Origin of the sequence: Flavobacterium jejuense (assembly GCF_006491595.2) — a bacterium.
GTDB lineage: Bacteria > Bacteroidota > Bacteroidia > Flavobacteriales > Flavobacteriaceae > Flavobacterium > Flavobacterium jejuense.
In genome coordinates this window covers 334189-351581 of the sequence record NZ_VEVQ02000005.1, presented here as the reverse complement: position 1 = coordinate 351581, position 17393 = coordinate 334189, and the positions used below count along the sequence as shown (strand labels likewise).

18 protein-coding genes are annotated in these 17393 nt (G+C 29.0%); 3 read left to right on the top strand and 15 right to left on the bottom strand.

Annotated elements, in window-relative coordinates; all coding sequences use genetic code 11:
• Both FIA58_RS10045 and FIA58_RS10040 read right to left on the bottom strand, forming a co-directional pair.
• Positions 1–2586, bottom strand: a 2586-nt coding sequence (locus FIA58_RS10045) for an HYR-like domain-containing protein (RefSeq protein ID WP_140962345.1), incomplete at its 3' end; no start/stop codon positions are given.
• Between the two features lie 8 nt (positions 2587–2594).
• On the bottom strand, positions 2595–3062 hold the full coding sequence (locus FIA58_RS10040) for a hypothetical protein (protein WP_140962344.1): 468 nt from the start codon (positions 3060–3062) through the stop codon (positions 2595–2597).
• An 841-nt stretch (positions 3063–3903) separates the two neighbouring features.
• Between FIA58_RS10040 and FIA58_RS10035 the strand changes: the two genes are divergently transcribed.
• From FIA58_RS10035 to FIA58_RS10025, 3 genes are read left to right on the top strand one after another with little or no spacing between them, the layout of a single operon-like run.
• Positions 3904–4419, top strand: coding sequence for a SixA phosphatase family protein (locus FIA58_RS10035; protein ID WP_140962343.1), 516 nt, complete (start codon positions 3904–3906; stop codon positions 4417–4419).
• Complete coding sequence (gene ppk1 / locus FIA58_RS10030; RefSeq protein ID WP_140962342.1) at positions 4388–6499, top strand: polyphosphate kinase 1; 2112 nt, start codon at positions 4388–4390, stop codon at positions 6497–6499. Before FIA58_RS10035 ends, ppk1 begins: the two co-directional genes overlap by 32 nt.
• 47 nt (positions 6500–6546) lie before the next feature.
• Positions 6547–7437, top strand: a complete 891-nt coding sequence (locus FIA58_RS10025) for a Ppx/GppA phosphatase family protein (protein ID WP_140962341.1) — start codon at positions 6547–6549, stop codon at positions 7435–7437.
• A 273-nt stretch (positions 7438–7710) separates the two neighbouring features.
• Here the strand turns inward: FIA58_RS10025 and FIA58_RS10015 are convergent, their stop codons facing one another.
• From FIA58_RS10015 to FIA58_RS09955, 13 genes are all read right to left on the bottom strand, one after another.
• Positions 7711–8226, bottom strand: coding sequence for a hypothetical protein (locus tag FIA58_RS10015; protein ID WP_140962340.1), 516 nt, complete (start codon positions 8224–8226; stop codon positions 7711–7713).
• 4 nt (positions 8227–8230) lie between these two features.
• A complete protein-coding gene (locus FIA58_RS10010; RefSeq protein ID WP_140962339.1) occupies positions 8231–9337 on the bottom strand; it encodes a toxin-antitoxin system YwqK family antitoxin in 1107 nt (368 codons plus the stop codon).
• Positions 9334–9846, bottom strand: coding sequence for an alpha-ketoglutarate-dependent dioxygenase AlkB (locus FIA58_RS10005; RefSeq protein WP_140962338.1), 513 nt, complete (start codon positions 9844–9846; stop codon positions 9334–9336). The genes FIA58_RS10010 and FIA58_RS10005 overlap by 4 nt, the downstream gene beginning before the upstream one ends.
• Before the next feature lies 1 nt (position 9847).
• Positions 9848–10105, bottom strand: a complete 258-nt coding sequence (locus FIA58_RS10000) for a DUF7660 family protein (protein ID WP_140962337.1) — start codon at positions 10103–10105, stop codon at positions 9848–9850.
• 105 nt (positions 10106–10210) lie between these two features.
• Entirely contained in the window at positions 10211–10585 is a 375-nt protein-coding gene (locus tag FIA58_RS09995; protein WP_140962336.1) for a hypothetical protein, read from the bottom strand.
• 90 nt (positions 10586–10675) lie between these two features.
• Positions 10676–11104: a BLUF domain-containing protein gene (locus tag FIA58_RS09990; RefSeq protein WP_140962335.1), complete on the bottom strand. Its 429-nt coding sequence runs from the start codon at positions 11102–11104 to the stop codon at positions 10676–10678.
• 15 nt (positions 11105–11119) lie between these two features.
• Complete coding sequence (locus tag FIA58_RS09985; RefSeq protein ID WP_243754660.1) at positions 11120–11677, bottom strand: DNA polymerase III subunit gamma/tau; 558 nt, start codon at positions 11675–11677, stop codon at positions 11120–11122.
• Between the two features lie 119 nt (positions 11678–11796).
• Complete coding sequence (gene dnaX, locus FIA58_RS09980) at positions 11797–12882, bottom strand: DNA polymerase III subunit gamma/tau (RefSeq protein WP_140962334.1); 1086 nt, start codon at positions 12880–12882, stop codon at positions 11797–11799.
• 332 nt (positions 12883–13214) lie between these two features.
• Positions 13215–13838, bottom strand: coding sequence for a hypothetical protein (locus tag FIA58_RS09975; protein WP_140962333.1), 624 nt, complete (start codon positions 13836–13838; stop codon positions 13215–13217).
• Between the two features lie 107 nt (positions 13839–13945).
• Positions 13946–14479 carry a hypothetical protein gene (locus tag FIA58_RS09970; RefSeq protein ID WP_140962332.1) on the bottom strand — a complete coding sequence of 178 codons (534 nt, stop codon included), beginning with the start codon at positions 14477–14479 and terminating at the stop codon, positions 13946–13948.
• 141 nt (positions 14480–14620) lie between these two features.
• Entirely contained in the window at positions 14621–16048 is a 1428-nt protein-coding gene (locus FIA58_RS09965) for a S41 family peptidase (protein ID WP_243754659.1), read from the bottom strand.
• Between the two features lie 150 nt (positions 16049–16198).
• Positions 16199–16975, bottom strand: a complete 777-nt coding sequence (locus FIA58_RS09960) for an AraC family transcriptional regulator (RefSeq protein WP_140962330.1) — start codon at positions 16973–16975, stop codon at positions 16199–16201.
• Positions 16976–17054: 79 nt separating this feature from the next.
• Positions 17055–17285 (bottom strand): hypothetical protein, encoded by a 231-nt coding sequence (locus FIA58_RS09955; RefSeq protein ID WP_140962329.1) that lies wholly within the window; start codon positions 17283–17285, stop codon positions 17055–17057.
• Positions 17286–17393: the final 108 nt, after the last annotated feature.

Genomic DNA, 17393 nt, shown 5'->3' with positions numbered 1-17393 from the left:
TTCAGTAAATACAACAGGAATCGGATTGTTACTACAAGAATCCGTTGCAGTAATAATTGGAACAGTAGGAACAGTAGAACATTCTACAGTTACATCACTAGGAATCGTTTGCACGAATGTTGGAGCTGTAGTATCTTGAATAGTAATAGTTTGCGAATCTGTAGCGATATTTCCACAAGCATCCGTTGCAGTCCAAGTTCTTATTAAAGTATAGTTAGACGAACAATTTCCAGCAGAAGTAGTTTCAGTAAATACAACAGGAATCGGATTGTTACTACAAGAATCCGTTGCAGTAATAATTGGAACAGTAGGAACAGTAGAACATTCTACAGTTACATCACTAGGAATCGTTTGTACGAATGTTGGAGCTGTAGTATCTTGAATAGTAATAGTTTGGGTTAATATCAAATCTAAACAATCAGCTTTAATATGGAAAGCTCTTGTAATATTTATAGGACAACTTCCTGAATTGGTATCTGAATATGAAATGGTATATGAAGTATTTGGATTGGAAACATTTCCGCCTATGGCTAAAAATTGTGCTAAAGTTATGGTAACAGCCGTTTCACTGTATGGCAAAGGAGAAATATCATTAATACTACAACTATCTTGAGCGTTTACAATTTGTATAACAGATGCAGTTGGAACTTCATTAACTGTAATTGTAAATGTAAAATAACATCCATTAGGAACTGCAGGAACAGCATAGTAAGTTGTTGTACCTAATATAAGAGGAAAAGTATTGGTTGCTGAATATTCTGTAGTACTATTCGTTACTGGATAAGAATTATAGAATTGCGTACCAGGAGGAAAAGTAGTATTTATAGTTGAGAAGGGTATTTCTGAAATTCCATCACAAAATATGAAATCTTCAAAATCAGCTGTATCTTGACAGTTTTGATTTATATAATTAGTAGCATCAATATCAATAATTAATGGATCTAAAATTGGATTTCCATGACACATACCAGAATTTTCGTAACCTTGAATGAATGGCTTGTCATTTATTATTGTACCTGTAATTGCTCCAATTCCATTTATATAGCCATAAATAGGAACACTAGGTGAACAGTTTGTATTTTTTAAAATCCTACAATCTTCAGTTACTTTTAGTTTAAAGGTAATTTCTCCTAACAAATCTGTTGGACTATTTGGTATTGGCAAATTTCCAATATCCCAAATTAGATAACTACTTCCTGCTGGGTTAGTTATTAAATTAGTAGAGTTAGGAGTTGGAAGAGGGGAATAGTAGATAGTATTTGTAGTACTTCCATTAACAAATGAGGTGGTAAAAGGAATAGGAATTTCTATTTTACAATTGTTTATTTCTTCTGTTCCTTTATTAAAAACTTTTACATTCAATTCAATTTCTTCACCAGGAAGAGCAAAGTTTGATCCACTTGAACCATTGATAGAAACTAAAGAAATTTCACCTTCTGGTTCAGGAATGTAAGAATCTATAGCCATTGCGGCAAGAAATATTGCATAAGTATCTTGTGTAGAACCATATCTTAATGTGGTGGAAGTCTGACTATTATCAATAACCGAGTTATTGGGATTAGGTATATCCATCATTACAATATCTAACCCCGTATTATTTAATAAGTTAGGATTTCTAAAGTTTGTTCCTGTTAGAATAGAAGAATTAAAAAAGTTATTTCCAGAGTTTGAAGAATGCTGTAAAGTTTGCCATTGATTATCACTAGATCTTAAGATATTAAAATAATCACCATTAATATGTTTATCACCTTCACCAGCCATCAATCCAAGCTTTATATTTACATCACCATTTTGAACAGCATTAAAACCAGTAATTGGTAATTCATGATTAATAGCTGTATTACCTTCCATATATGCATGACCATCAAAAATTGAAATATCTCTCCATTTCATTTTATAATTTTCGTAAACAACAATTATACCCCAACCTCCATAGTATCCAGTGCTACCTCCATTACCTTCTACAATAGCAATATCTGCAACTGTATAATTACCTACTCCATTAGTTTTAACATACTCTGTAATTTCGGCATAAGCAGAATACATAAAACCGTCATTATTTTCTGGATAATAAATATCATTAACATTTGCAATAATTTCAGTGTAATTACTAGATAGAGGTCCTTTTAAAGAGACTTTATGTTTATCAAAACTTTTAGTAATTCCATTTTTTGTTACAGTAAAATTATTTGGACTTGTAGAATTGTTTGAAGCTCTCCCAGTCCAATATAAACCTGCAAAAATTATTTTTGTGCATTCTGGTTGTGCTCCATTTTCATTTGAAAATTTTAATTCAGCAGTGGAAGAGTTGAATGTATTAGGGTCTCCATCAACATCAATGTAAGTCATTGAACTATTACTATTGGTACCATTATCATCATAAGAGCTTAATGTTAAGTTTGTATTTCCAAATAATGAGAAATCTCCTTTAATATTAAAAATTTCTTGAGTTTGGTTATTTTCTGGAGTTCTTGAAGTAAAATCTACTCTAACTTGAGCATTTAATGTGGAACATATCAAAAAAAGAATGAAAACAAAAATACTTTTGTATCCTATAAATCTGTTATTTTTATAATTTGTTGTCATATTAAAAATTATTGCGGTATACTAATTTGATAAGATATAATTATATCGTCTCTGTTAAGATTTTCTAATTGATTCAATACCTGAATAAAGTCAATATCTTGATTTTCAAATATAATGTGTAAATGTTTTAATTTTTTTAAAAGATTAATTTTTGAAAAATTGATTGAACTATTTTGAGCTAATTTGAGAACAACTGATTCAATTTTATTACGGTTATTTTCAGAAATAGTAGATAATAATAAGACATTATTATCTACTATTTCTATGTATTTTAAATCATTAGTACTAGTTGAATTAATTTTGTTAGTAAGAACAAATTTTGGAGTATCTAATAATGTGGTAATTTGTTTTTTAAGAGTTGATTGATTATTGATCCTTTTCTTTTGGAATTGTATCTCATTTTGTCCTACACATAGATTTAATGTAAAAATATGTAGAACCAAAATGATAAGATAATGTAAAGTGATTTTTGTCATAATTTTTTTATTGAATTGGGATAAATAACTTCTTAAAATTTTTCATCAGATTTTATTGTATTCTAATTATTTAACAAATCTATTTTATTTTATTTTTTTAAAAGCGAGTATAAATACCTGTTTTTTAAGGGTATATGTGTATTTTTTTTGTTTTACAATGTAGATCAACGATAAAAATGACGGTATGAAGAAATTTTTATTTTTTTTAATAATTACTGCTTCATTTTTTTGAAAGTTTATTATCAATTTGTAACATCATTTTTAGAATCTGAATTACAAGAAAAAAAAGAATTATGATTTAATACTAAATAGATTTCTTTATCACAGTTTTAAAACTATGAGAGAGTAATTAAAGTATTGTTTAGTAGAATATCTCCAAAAGGATGTTTACAGTTTACTGTAATTTTTTTGTAAATAGAAATATTATAATCATGATTTCTATAATTAGTAGTTAGATATTCAAATTATTGGTAATAGAGTAATTTTTAATTTCATACACGTTCTTTTTTAAATTAAAATGATAAGATGCAATTACAATAATGCATCATTTTAAAATTCACACAACTATATTTTATAAATAGAATCTATAAAATAGTTCAACATTGTTAATTAAAAAGTAGGTATTTGTTGGTAGCAGTAATTGTTTTATGTTAAGTTTTAAGAGGTTCTTAATACTTATTTGTAATAAACTTACTTTAATTATATTTATAAGCAAAAAAATAAATAGTCTTTTCGATGAATTGTAATAAATTCTCTATGAAATAACTTTAATCAAAAAAGAAAACTTTTTTTAGTTTATCTAAAAAAAAAGCATTTACTTTATATGACTAAATTTACGATTATGAAAAATTTAATCCTTATTCGTCACTCAAAATCTAGTTGGGAATTACCAGTAAATGATATTGAAAGACCCTTATCTAAAAGAGGAATTCATGATGCACATTTAATTTCTTCTAATATACAATCGCTTTTACCAAAATCTTTTATTGTATGGTCTAGCAATGCTAAAAGAGCGAAAGAATCGGCTATTATTTACTCTCAAAATTTAATGATTCCATTTGAAAATGTTATCATCAAAGATGATTTATACACATTTGATGAGAAAAGGCTAGAAGAAATCATAAAAAAATGTGAAAATAGATATGATAACTTAATTCTTTTTGGACATAATGAAGCTATTACAAATTTTGTTAATAAATTTGGAAGCCTTTTAATAGATAATGTACCAACATCAGGTTTTGTTTCTATGCAATTTGATATTGATGATTGGATGAATTTAAAGAAAGGAAAGACAATTGAAACCGTTTTCCCAAGTCATTACAAAAATGAACAACATAACACAAAGCAAATACATTGACAGAGAAAAAAGCTGGCTAACATTTAATGCTAGAGTATTACAAGAAGCTGCTGATGAATCTGTACCATTATTAGATCGATTACGTTTTTTAGGAATATTTTCAAATAATTTAGACGAGTTTTTTAGAGTTCGTTATGCAGCTATTCGTAGAATGCGATTTGAAAATGTTGATAGCGAAAAAATTCTAGGAGGTGTTTCTGCAGAAACTTTATTAAAAGAAATCACAGAAATAGTGATTGAGCATCAATCAGAAAGTTTACGAATTTTAAGTGAAATAGAACAAAAATTAGAAAAAGAGAACATTTATATTGTTAATGAAAAACAAATTTCAAAAGAACAAGAACTCTTTATTCGCGACTATTTTATTCAAACAGTCAGCCCTGCTATTGTAACAATTATGTTAAATGATTTAGATAAGTTTCCTTTATTAAAGGATACTTCAGGTTATTTAGCAATCAAATTAGTAATGAATAACGAATCAGAATCTTCAGTAAATGAAGATAAAAAAGTTCGTTATGCTGTTGTAGAAATTCCAAGCACAATAAATAGGTTTGTAGTTTTACCCACAAATTCAGAAAAGCAATATATTATATTGTTAGATGATGTTATTCGATTGAATCTAAATTATATTTTTAATATTTTTAATTATGAGAGTATGTCTGCTCATATGATTAAAATTACAAGAGATGCTCAGTTAGAATTTGATAGTGATTTAAGTAAAAGTTTTATAGAAAAAGTTTCCGATAGTGTTAAAGAGCGTAGAGTAGGAGAACCAGTTCGTTTTGTTTATGATCAGGCCATAGGAAAAGACACTTTAGCATTTTTATTGGAAAGAATGCACATTGATAGTTCAGATAGTATTATTCCTGGTGGAAGATATCACAATCGTAGAGATTATATGAATTTTCCTAATTTAGGAAGATATGATCTGTTATATAAAAAAAATCCAGCACTATCTATTCCAGGTTTAAATATTGAAGGAAGTATCTTAGAAAAAATAAGACATAAAGATTATTTATTAAATTCACCTTACCAATCTTTTTCTTATATAATTAAATTTTTGCGAGAAGCCGCTTTAGATCCAAAGGTAGTTTCTATTAAAATAACACTGTACCGATTGGCTAAGAACTCACAAATTATTAGTTCTTTAATTAATGCTGCGAAAAATGGGAAGAAAGTTACAGTACAAATTGAGTTACAAGCTCGATTTGATGAAGCAAGTAATATTTCTTATGCGGAGCAAATGCAAACGGAAGGAATTAATCTCATTTTTGGAATAAAAGGATTAAAAGTTCATAGTAAAATATGTATTATAGAGCGAATTGAAGATACGAAACTAAAAAGATATGGTTTTATTTCAACGGGAAATTTTAACGAAAATTCGGCTAAAGTATATACAGATGTAACTTTGTTTACAGCAAATAATCCAATCATGAAAGATGTTTCTAAAGTATTTGAATTTTTCGAAATTAACTATAAAGTACATCGCTATAAACACTTATTTGTATCACCACATTACACCCGTTCTAAGTTTTTAAAATTGATAGATAGAGAGATTATGAATGCTCTTTCAGGTAAAGAAGCCTACATAAAAATCAAGATGAATAGTGTGTCCGATTATAAAATGATTGATAAATTGTATGAGGCAAGTGCTGCGGGTGTTAAAATTCAAATGATAATTAGAGGAATTTGCTGTTTGATTCCTGGAATTAAAGGAATGAGTGAAAATATTGAAGCCATAAGTATTGTAGATAATTATTTAGAACATTCTAGAATTTATATTTTTTCAAATAATAATAATCCAGAAATATATATATCATCTGCTGATTTTATGACCAGAAATATAGATGCAAGAGTAGAAGTTACTTGTCCTATTTATGATGAGGATATTAAAAAAGAAATGTTAGAAACTTTTGAAATTGGTTGGAAAGCAAATATTAAAGCAAGAATTCATTCTGAGAATTTAAAAAACGAGTATCGAAAAATAGCAGGAGAGAAACCTTTTCGAGCTCAACTAGAAATGTATAATTACTATAAAGAAAAATTAGAGACTACTTCTAAAAAAGAAAAAATATTCTAAAAAAAGTAATTGTAAGACTATATTACAATTTCACAAAAAAATAATAGATGATCAAATTAAAGAAATATGCAGCTATAGATATTGGTTCCAATGCTATGCGTCTTTTGATAACTAATATAGTTGAAGAAGAAGGTAAGTCTGCACAATTTAATAAAAGTTCACTAGTTCGGGTGCCTATTCGTTTAGGGCAAGAAGCTTTTACTGTTGGGGAGATTTCCGATGAAAATATAGATAGAATGGTAGATGCAATGAAAGCGTTTAAGCTTTTGATGAAAGTACATAAAGTTGAAAAATACAAGGCTTGTGCTACGTCTGCTATGAGAGAAGCAATAAATAATGACGAAATTTTAGCCTTAATAAAGAAAAAAGCAGATATTAAAATCGAAATTATAGATGGTAAAAAAGAAGCTTCAATAATTGCATCTTCTGATTTAAAACAATTTATCAATTCCGATAGAACCTTTTTATACGTAGATGTAGGTGGAGGAAGTACCGAATTTTCTATCTTCTCAGGAGGTAAAATTGTAGCTTCTAGATCATTTAAAAATGGAACTGTCCGTTTGTTAAATAATATGGTAAACGATATAGTATGGACAGAAATTGAAAAATGGATTAAAAATGTTACTGCTCCTTATGAGGAAATTACAATGATTGGTTCAGGAGGAAATATCAATAAGTTATTTAAATTATCCGAAAAGCATCAAGATAAGCCGCTTTCTTATGTATATATCAATTCGCAGTATCAAAAGTTAAATAGTCTAACTTATGAGCAACGCATTTCAGAATTAGGTTTAAATCCTGATCGTGCAGACGTTATTATTCCTGCTACACGCATTTACTTAAATGCGATGAAATGGAGTGGAGCCAGACAGATTTTTGTTCCTAAAATCGGACTTTCTGATGGTATTGTAAAAGCTATGTATTATGGCAGGATTTAAGTTTAGTAAGGCATGAAATTAAATTCTCAATTTAGAATTTTATCGGTCGTAATTAGTGTTTTATTTTTTGTTTTTTTCATTGACTCGAAGTGCATTTAGTCATAGGTCTTAACATTATTATTATGTTTTTTGGCAAAGTATATATTAATGAAGGAGGAAATTTAGCGAATATAGCTTCCTTTAAGATAGGATATTATTATTGGCTTACAAGCTTTGGAATGTTAGCAATAGCTAGTTTTATCAATTTTTATTATTACAAAGAATAATTTTCAATTAAGTAAAAAAGAGACCACAATCTGAACATTGAGTTGTATTGGGTTGTATGTTAGTATTACAAGCTGGACAAACATTCCCAACTATTTTAATTTTGGGTACATACAATTTAGTAATTGTGCTAAGAATTTCCTCATTTGTTTCCTCTGTAAATTGAATATTGCGATTCTTTAGAAAAATACTTCTTTTACTTTCAAAATTAGGGTAATAGTAATTCGTTACAGTAACATTAAATTGTGTTAATTCATTTTTATTGTTCGAAAAAGCAATCAGATCATATTTTGTAGAAATAGAAAACAAGTTTTCTAGTAGCGTTTTTTTTGAATAATTAGCGTTACTTTTTTTACTAACCGAATGAGAAGTATAATGACAATTTTGACTTTCTAAAAAAGCGAGTATATCATTTAGAAGCAATATGGGTCTTGAAAATAAAGGGATTAGAATATATCTAATTAATAGAATATTTATACTAAGAAAAAATAATAAGATAAGTCCTATTGCAAGTGCTTGTGACATAAATTTATTTTGTAATATATTTTTCAAAAATTAAAAAAAAATCTTCAACCGCTACTGTTTCCTCTTCTATCCATTCCTCATTTTCTTTGCGATAGATAATGAACCATTTTTTATAGTTATTATCTTCTTTTAGGTATTTTGTAGTTATTTTTTTATAAGTAATTCCTTTTTGGTAAAAAGTTGTTTTATCAATAGAAGATTGGGCGATTTGTTGGAGACTATCAGGAAAGTCAATAAGGGAATAGTTGGATTCATAATAGACAATTTTACATTTTACCGTACCTTTTTCATCATATTGTTCCCAATCATACTCATAAAAACGATGATTTCTATCATCTCTATTAAATGAGAATAATCTTTCGAGTATTAAAATTTCTTTTCGGGTTATTTTATCAACTAATATTCCTTCTTTAGAAAAGGTTTCTTGTTTTTTAGAATTTCTTAAGCGTTTTAGAGTGCCGTTTTCAAAATAAGAAATTAGTTTTTCTTTTCCTTTCCAGGATTCATATTCAGCAAGTTTCCCTGTTTCATAATACAGTTTCTTGTATTTTTTCCAGTAATTTACCTCTTCCTTTATTTGTCCATCTTTATAGTAATGAAGTAATCTATTTCCTTTTTTATAAGGAATTTCTATGTCTGTTATAATTCCTTCTTTATCATATTTTTTTAAAGTATCTGTAAGTTTTCCGTTTTCAAAAGTACCTGTAGCTCTTATTTTTCCTGAAGAATAATAATCTGTTATTTTTCCAGTTGCATTAGTACTGCAATCTTGAAAAAGTAGAATAGGAGGATGTGATACCAAATAAACCATGCGTATTTTTTCCAAAAAAATAGTATCAATTGTAGTTCCAGTTTTCTCAATTTTAATATGTTCTGCGTCATTAAAATCATAAACCAACTCAAACTCTCCTAGTCTAGGTAATAACACTTCAACATCAAAAGGTTGTTTTTTCAAAGGTTTTCTTTGCTTTTTATCAATAATATTCCAAGTAACAGTCTTATCTTCTTCTTTGGTACATTGATTAATAAAAACAGGTTTGTATTTGATTTCCTGAGCAAGCAAATTCATATTAGTTAACAGAAAAAACAAGAAATACATACTATTTTTCATATCATCTTTCTAAAAGTCAAACTCATTCTACCCTTTTCTGTATTCGATTTTGGTATAGCGTGTTGCCATTCTTTTTGCAGTTCACTAGTCATGTAAAACAGGGAACCTGACTCTAAAGGATAATCGATAATAATAGCTTTATTTTCAATATTTCTAAAGCGTAAAATTCTAGTTTCACCAAGAGAAATAATCGCTACACCTGTATCTTTTTCTAAAATATCTGTTTGATCCGAATGATAACCCATTTTCGATTTTCCATCTAAATAATAGTTAATCAAACAATTATTAGGTTCAAAATGCAAAACAGACTGAATCTTACTAATAAGTGGTTCCATTTCAGGAAGAAAAGCTTGATATGGATAGTGAATTTGGGAATAATCATACGCTTTTCCATAACTAGCTGTTTTTCGCGCAACCATTCTTTCATCCCAATGTATTGATGTTTTGAAAAAATCAAATAATTCAGTAGGATTTTCAATGCAGTTGTTGATGTAGGTTATTCCTTCCATTTTATTCATACACACTAGCGCCTATAAATAAGTCTGAAATCACTTTCCAGTTCGGCTCATCAGCATTATAATTTTGATTCGTATCAATATAATATCCTTGAATATCTTCAGCATATCTTCCTATAGCTTCTAGAAAATCAGGAAGTGTTTTGTTTTCCCATGTTGAAGAGTCATTTATTAGATCTTCTCTTAATAGATGAATTAATTCTATAAAAGATTTTCTATTTGTGGGTTTGAAATGTAATATTTTATCGTTCATAATTGTATTTTTGGTGTAATTGAATGATTTTTCTTGAAAAATGATAAAACTAGTAAAATCTTCTAATTGGTTAAGCTAATCAATTAGAATTTATTACATATCAGTTTACAATAAATCTATTCGAATCTCTTTTCTTAATTCTTCTATTTTTATCCATTCTGAAAAAGGTTTAGAGATTGGAAAACACTTTGAGATAGCTGTTCCTTTAGTATTACTATATGCTTTACGAGAATTAGAACCTAAGCTGATTTTTGTTACATATTCCATTTCATTAGTATCATCTATAAAGAAAACTATTTTAGCATTTATCAAAGTTGGAGCGGTTGTTTTCGTTTTTTTTGCTATTGAATGTATTGAAATTTCAGTAGGATAGATCATAAAATTAAAATGTAAAGCTGTATTTTTAAAAGCTTTTTTGAGATTTGTTCTCAAAAAATTCCAGAAATCTGCATTGTAAGGAGTTAAATTATCAATAGTCATTGTAAATAATAAGTATTTAAAGATTATTAGTTATACATCCAAATCAAACAACTTCTTCAATAATGCAATTATTTAAAAAATAGTAATATTTTAAAATGATAATTTTTTACTTTCTAATATTTTTTCTACGGATATCCAAAAGCGCATCAAACTGCCCATGGATTTGTCAGCAAAATTAGATAGTAGTTTGTAGTTATTTACAAATAGAATTTCACTTTCTTGCTCTGGAGTATAAAATCCCATATTCCAATCCACAAAAAAACGCTTTTCTGCAGTATTTTGCCACAATAACTCTATGGAATGATGTCTATCATCTGCACAAATTTTATCATAAATCTGTAAAACATCCTCTTTACTTCCTTCTAAAATTTGAATAAAAAAATCGTTGTAAAAAACCAAACATCCTGTAATGTTGGATTTTGAATTATTAAGGTTTGAACGTTCTAAGATGACATTCAAATCGTCTAAAGCTATTCTAGATGTAGCCTTTGATTTATAGGTTAATTGATATATTTCCATATATTGTAATAGTAGCTACACATCCAAATCAAACAACTTTTTCAGTAGTTCAATATTCGGATTGATGCTTTTTAGTTTTTCAAACTTTTCAATAGGAGTAAAGGCATATTTCGTCTCTGTAGTTTCATTTACGCGAACTTCAATCGTAATATCATGATTGTGCAGTTTGCCTCTTAAATAACCTAAAAGATCGTGATAACCTGTTAAAAATTCTTCTTTGGTACTTTGATTCGGTAATTCTAAGGTAATTGTAGCTCCATCCAGAATAGGATCATTCATTTGCATATAAGTTGCCATCAAACGCTTGCCTTGATCGGTTAATCGTTGGGCAAACTTGTTCCACATCAAACGCATATCGGTTTCTGTAAAGGCTTCTGTAGGTAATTCTTCATGATGCCTTTGATGTTGGGCTTGCTTGGCTTCCAACTCTTTCTTAGCTCGAATACTCGATAAAGAAAGCGCAGATATTTTCGGACTGTTGTCGGTTGTTTGTGGTTTGTTGTCTGTTATTGGTTGTCTGTTATCGGTTGTCTGTTGTTTGTTCTCAGTGATTTGATTTTCAACATTCGACATTCGACTTTGGACTTCAGTCTTCTGACCTTCAACATTCAACTTTGGACTTTCGACTTCTGTCTTTGGACTTTTAACCTCAGTAATAGAATAAGTGGCATTCCTAAAATGTGTGGCTGGAATTATAAAGGACTTAGCTTTTTTTTTTCTCCATCAAAAGTGATAGAGGCTAGTTGCATCAAGCAAAGTTCGACTAAAAGACGTTGATTTTGACTGTTTTTATACTTCAAATCCGTTTCGTTGGCCAATTCGATACCTTGTAATAAAAATTGTTGAGTAGCTTTTCGCGATTGTGTAGCATACAAACTTTGTGCTTGTTCGCCCACTTCTAAAAGTGAAATTGTAACAGGATTTTGGCACACCAATAAATCTCTAAAATGCGAAGCCAAACCAGCCACAAAATGATGACCGTCAAAACCTTTGGCTAAGATTTCGTTGTAAGCCATTAGTAAATCGGGAATTTTATTTTCTAAAATTAAATCGGTGATTTTAATATAGTATTCAAAATCAAGGACGTTTAAATTTTCTGTAACAGCTTGTCTTGTTAAGTTATTGCCACAATACGAAACCACTCGGTCAAAAATTGACAACGCATCACGCATAGCACCATCTGCTTTTTGAGCAATTACATGCAACGCATCATCTTCAAAGGAAACCCCTTGTTCTTTTGCAATTTCTGCTAAATGTTCTTTCGCATCATTAACGGTAATTCTTTTGAAATCAAATATTTGACAACGCGAAAGTATCGTTGGAATAATCTTATGCTTTTCCGTAGTAGCTAAAATAAAAATAGCATGCTTAGGTGGTTCTTCTAATGTTTTCAGAAAAGCATTAAAAGCCGCTTGTGATAGCATGTGTACCTCATCAATAATATAAACTTTATATTTTCCAGTTTGAGGAGGTATTCGAACTTGATCAATAATACTTCTGATATCATCCACACCATTGTTGGAAGCGGCATCTAATTCAAACACATTAAAAGAGAAATCTTCATTCGGGTCATCATAACCCTCTTGATTGATTTTTCGTGCCAAAATACGAGCACAAGTGGTTTTTCCAACACCTCTAGGTCCTGTAAATAGCAAAGCTTGTGCTAGGTGATTGGTTTCAATAGCATTCAACAAAGTATTGGTAATAGCCTTTTGTCCCACAACATCTTTAAAGGTTTGCGGACGGTATTTTCGAGCTGATACTATAAATTGTTCCATTGCTGTAATTGAACCACAAATATAACATACTATTTGTGATTATTCAAAAGGAAATTTAGTTTTTAGTTTTTTGTTGTAGGTTGTGAGTTATGAGTTGTCAGTTGAAAGTGGATTGGGGTTATTTTTCAAACAATAATAGATGTTTAGCAAATGAGACCCTTTACAGGGTGACAAGTTTGTGGATAGCTTTTGTGTTTGTGTTATTTATTCTAAACTACAAACTATATCCACAAACTTGTCATGCTATAAGCATCCCAGAAGTAGCTAAGACAATATCAACTTCAAATGCTTAAGCGAATTACAAAAAACTGTTATATTGTTAGGTATTGTTATTACTTACTGTTTTTGATGCTATTTGTATTTAAATAGTTGTCAATATCTGCCAATATTTTGTATTCATAGTCATAAGGAAATTGACAACTATCTTTTTGTAAGCTATTGTTATTCTGATCTACTAGTTTATACATTTTATCAATTAATTGAAAGTCACTGTTATAAAATTCAGTTTTTGTTTCGTAAGCAACTCCATCTGTGCAAATGCTATTAAAAAAGTTCGTTTGTCTTTCAAAAGCAAAAGTTTTACCGTCTTTGTCAAAGTAGTGTGTTAGGGTTATATTCCAATCTCCACTTTCACTAAAGGGAAATTCAGAAGCTGAAATAATTTGTCCTAAACTGTCTTTGAGAATGTTAAAAGTAACTTCCACGTTTTCAGGAAAATTACCGTTTTTAATTTGTACTATTTCGTTCTTGTCAATCAGTTTGGCTAAAACGAGTAACTTATCTTCGCTGTACTTGAAAAGGGTATCAATACTTGTTTTCTGATAGTTAAGTCTTTCCAAAACATCAGGTTCAGGAAGAAGACGAGAAGTTGAAGTATCACTTTTCTTACTGTTATTTGAGTTGCATGATAGAATAAATCCAACGAAAAGTAATAATAAGGATAGCAGTCGTTTCATGGTTGATTTATTTTAAAATTATAGGTAATCTTTTTACTAGTTCTGTCAGTTAATAGGTTTCAGCAAAAGCAGGGTGATTGTTATATTTGACCATTATATGTAGTTTATCATTTTGCCATTAATGCTTTCAGATTTTTATCTTCTTCTAGACTAAAGGTTTTTGTTCTTGTACATACGTTTGTCCAATACCCATTATAATTTTTAGACTTTAAAGCTGCTTTTTTAAATACATGATCAAAATAACAATCATTAGATAGATAAACTTGATATTCTTGTCCGATGTCAAAATTCAAATAACCACAAGTTGCAGCAAGTCGAGAGGTATAGACAGTAATATATTTTGAAAGTTTTTTTCCTTTATAAACGCTTACGATTTCCATTTTGATTTTTATTATCCAGTCCTTTTCTAAGAAGTCTATTTTTTCTTTTTCAGAATGATATGCAGATTGTATTAATTGGATTCCTTTTTCATTTACAGTACTTGCAAAACTTACAAATTCTTTAGCAATAACCTTAGCATGAATTATTGCATCAGTTGATACATAATCGGATTTAATATCATCAATTTGTTGACATTTACAAGCAAATAGTGATTGATTTGAAAAGGTTATAAGTAAACATAAAAGAATGTAATTCTTCATAGTATTGGTTTAATTACAGACAAAGGTTATGAATTTTGCTTTTGCGTAAATGTAGTATAAATGAGCATAAGTGCAAAATTATGAACTTAATTGGTGCCTACTGATTACTGCAAATGGCAGTTATTGATAAAAAAAAAGTGTTTATTGTGCTCTATTCTTTTTTATCAAATCTAGTACAAAGTCCATTTGTGTGTCTTTTTGCTTCAGGTAGTCTTCGTAGGTTTGACTTACTTTATAATCTGGAATAATACCTCTATTGTATACTTGGTTCTCTTTTTTGGGTACATCTTGCTCTAAATTTACAACTGAAAAACTAATGCCTAACTTTGAATTGGGTAGGACATATTCCAATTTGGTATGACCATTGTGCCCATAGTAACTGCCCATTGTTTCTTCTCCAATCACAATTGTATTTTGATTACCAGCTACCATGGCAGCAAATAAGCTCCCAGCAGATGCCACTCTTGGACTAATTAGTAAATAAACAGAGCCATTAAAGGCATTTTTATTGGGTACCCAAACTTTATGGTCGTTACTAGTAGAGTCTTGATAAAAATGTTCCTTTTCTTTTTTGGGAAAATCTTTTTGGAATTCTCGATTGTATTTCCCAACACCTAGTGGTCTTAAAAAGGCAGGAATATTTGAATCAATATATTTCAAATAAGGAATTTTATGGAAACTAATCCAGGCCTGTTTGTTTTCTGAAAAATTTCTATTGGTTAAATAAGAATACGTTACTATATCATTAGGATCAGTTCCTCCACCATTATAACGTATGTCAACTATTACATTTTTAATATTCTTTGCATTGATGCTAGTAAAAACACTATCTAAAAAGGAAACGTATTTTAGATGTTTGGGATCATTTTCATTACCTATTGAAAAACTATTGATGGTTAATATTCCTGTTTCTGTATCAATTGATTTATAATTGTAGATTTCATTTTCTTGCCAATGCTTATAATTAACTTGATCGAAAGGTTGCGAATATCTATGAGCTACATTTTTAGAATATGCACTATTTGAGATACTTGTTAGTGTTGTTTTTTTAATTTCGTTTGTCTCTTTTGTTTTGTATGTAATGGTAAATTGCTTGCAACTTCCATAATGTAAACGAAAATACTTACTAAAATTTTTGGTTATTCCAATTCGCTTTCCTGTAGTGTTTACACCATCTGTCGTGTAATATTTATAAATATTTTTGACAATAGTTTCTATTTTTTCATCGTTGATAGATAGAATTTCAGACCCTAAAGGAATTTCCCCTTTGTCATAATTGATAATCCATTTGTTGGCTATCCATTTTATAGGATAAGGGAAATACCCACTTTCTTCATTTCTTAAGGATTGACTTATCTTTTTTGGTAAATAAGTATCATTGTGTAAACTGCCTTCAAAATCGGTTAGTTGGCATATAATATTAAAAAAATCGCGATACGTTGTTGATTTTTTAATTGCTATTTCAGCCCAATTATAAATACTATCGATTTGTGCTTTTGTTCTGTATTTGTAAAGTCCGGAGTTGGCTTCTAATCGTATGTTTTTAAAGATTTCAAAATCCTTTGTCATCTTTTTTTGCGAGAAGGGATCATTAATAGATTGAGAAAATACTAGATTTACTGGTATTAAAAAGAAAAGAAATAGATACGTTACTTTGTTCATTGGTTGTTTTTTTCCAAAAGTAATTGTATGTAAGGATAGGTACTTGTATAATATTGGTTATTTTGTTTTTACAAGGGTACTTTCTTTATATTGCTTAGGAGAAATTCCAATAAAACGCTTAAACGTTTTAGAATAATGTGCCATATCAGTAAAGCCGTATTGATACGCTATATCGGTAAGTTCTGTATCAGATTGAATTGCCTTTTTACTAGAAAATATTTTCCGCATTAAAATATAATTCATGGGCGTCATACCTGTTGCCACTTTGAATTTCTTAGCAAATCCAAATTTGTTGATGTGAGCCATTTTGGATAACTCATTAAGGTTGAATTTATCGAAAATATGGGTTTCGATATAATCGATTATGGGATTGAAGGTATCGAAATTTAAATTGGAATACTCTTCTTCATTTTCTTGTGAATAGCATTTTAAGGTATTGGCAAATTCAGATAGATGTAATTCTATTCGTTCCGCATTTTTTGAATCAATAGCCTTTTTTACTAGTAAAAATTCTTCATTCGCTTTTTTACTAGTGATTTGTCGGGTTATAAACTTAATATTTTCCCCATTTAAAATAGATTTCATGATAGCATTTGGCACATAAATGGTATCAAATTTCAAACAAGAATCTTCATCGATGATAGGATTAGAGTGTATTTCGTAAGGGTTCGTTATCGATATACTACCAGCTTCCGTAAAAAGACTATGGTTTTCAAATTCAATTTGTTCTACACCTTGATGAATTAGTGAAATACAAAACGTTTCGTGAAAATGTTTTGGAAAACTTGTGGTTTGCTTTTCTATGGTAATATATTCTAAAGTATCAAATAGCATTACTGTTTTTTTGATTGGTCTTAAATGTTGTCAATTTGTTTTCATCCATTAAATTTCTGAAATATTAAAAAATTTTCTTTTATTGTTGTTTATAAATATACTGTTGATTAACGTTTCTTACTAATTTTAGATAAACTTGACCCTCTTTATATATTGTTATAGCTAATGAATTAATATTTCCTTTTTCTAAAGTATTATCAGCATATTGGTCAATTAAGTTGGTTAATTGATTAAAAGGATGTTCTTTGGTTTTCTTAGGAGATTGGCAACCAAAAATTAGTAATGCAGCGAGGACAATTATTCTTTTCATTTTTTCATTTTTCATTAGTTTGGAAAGTATAGCCAATGTTTTTGTGTATGAAAGGCTGCAGATTTATACTCCAATTTTTCGCTTAATAACGGATGTTAAATTGACAAA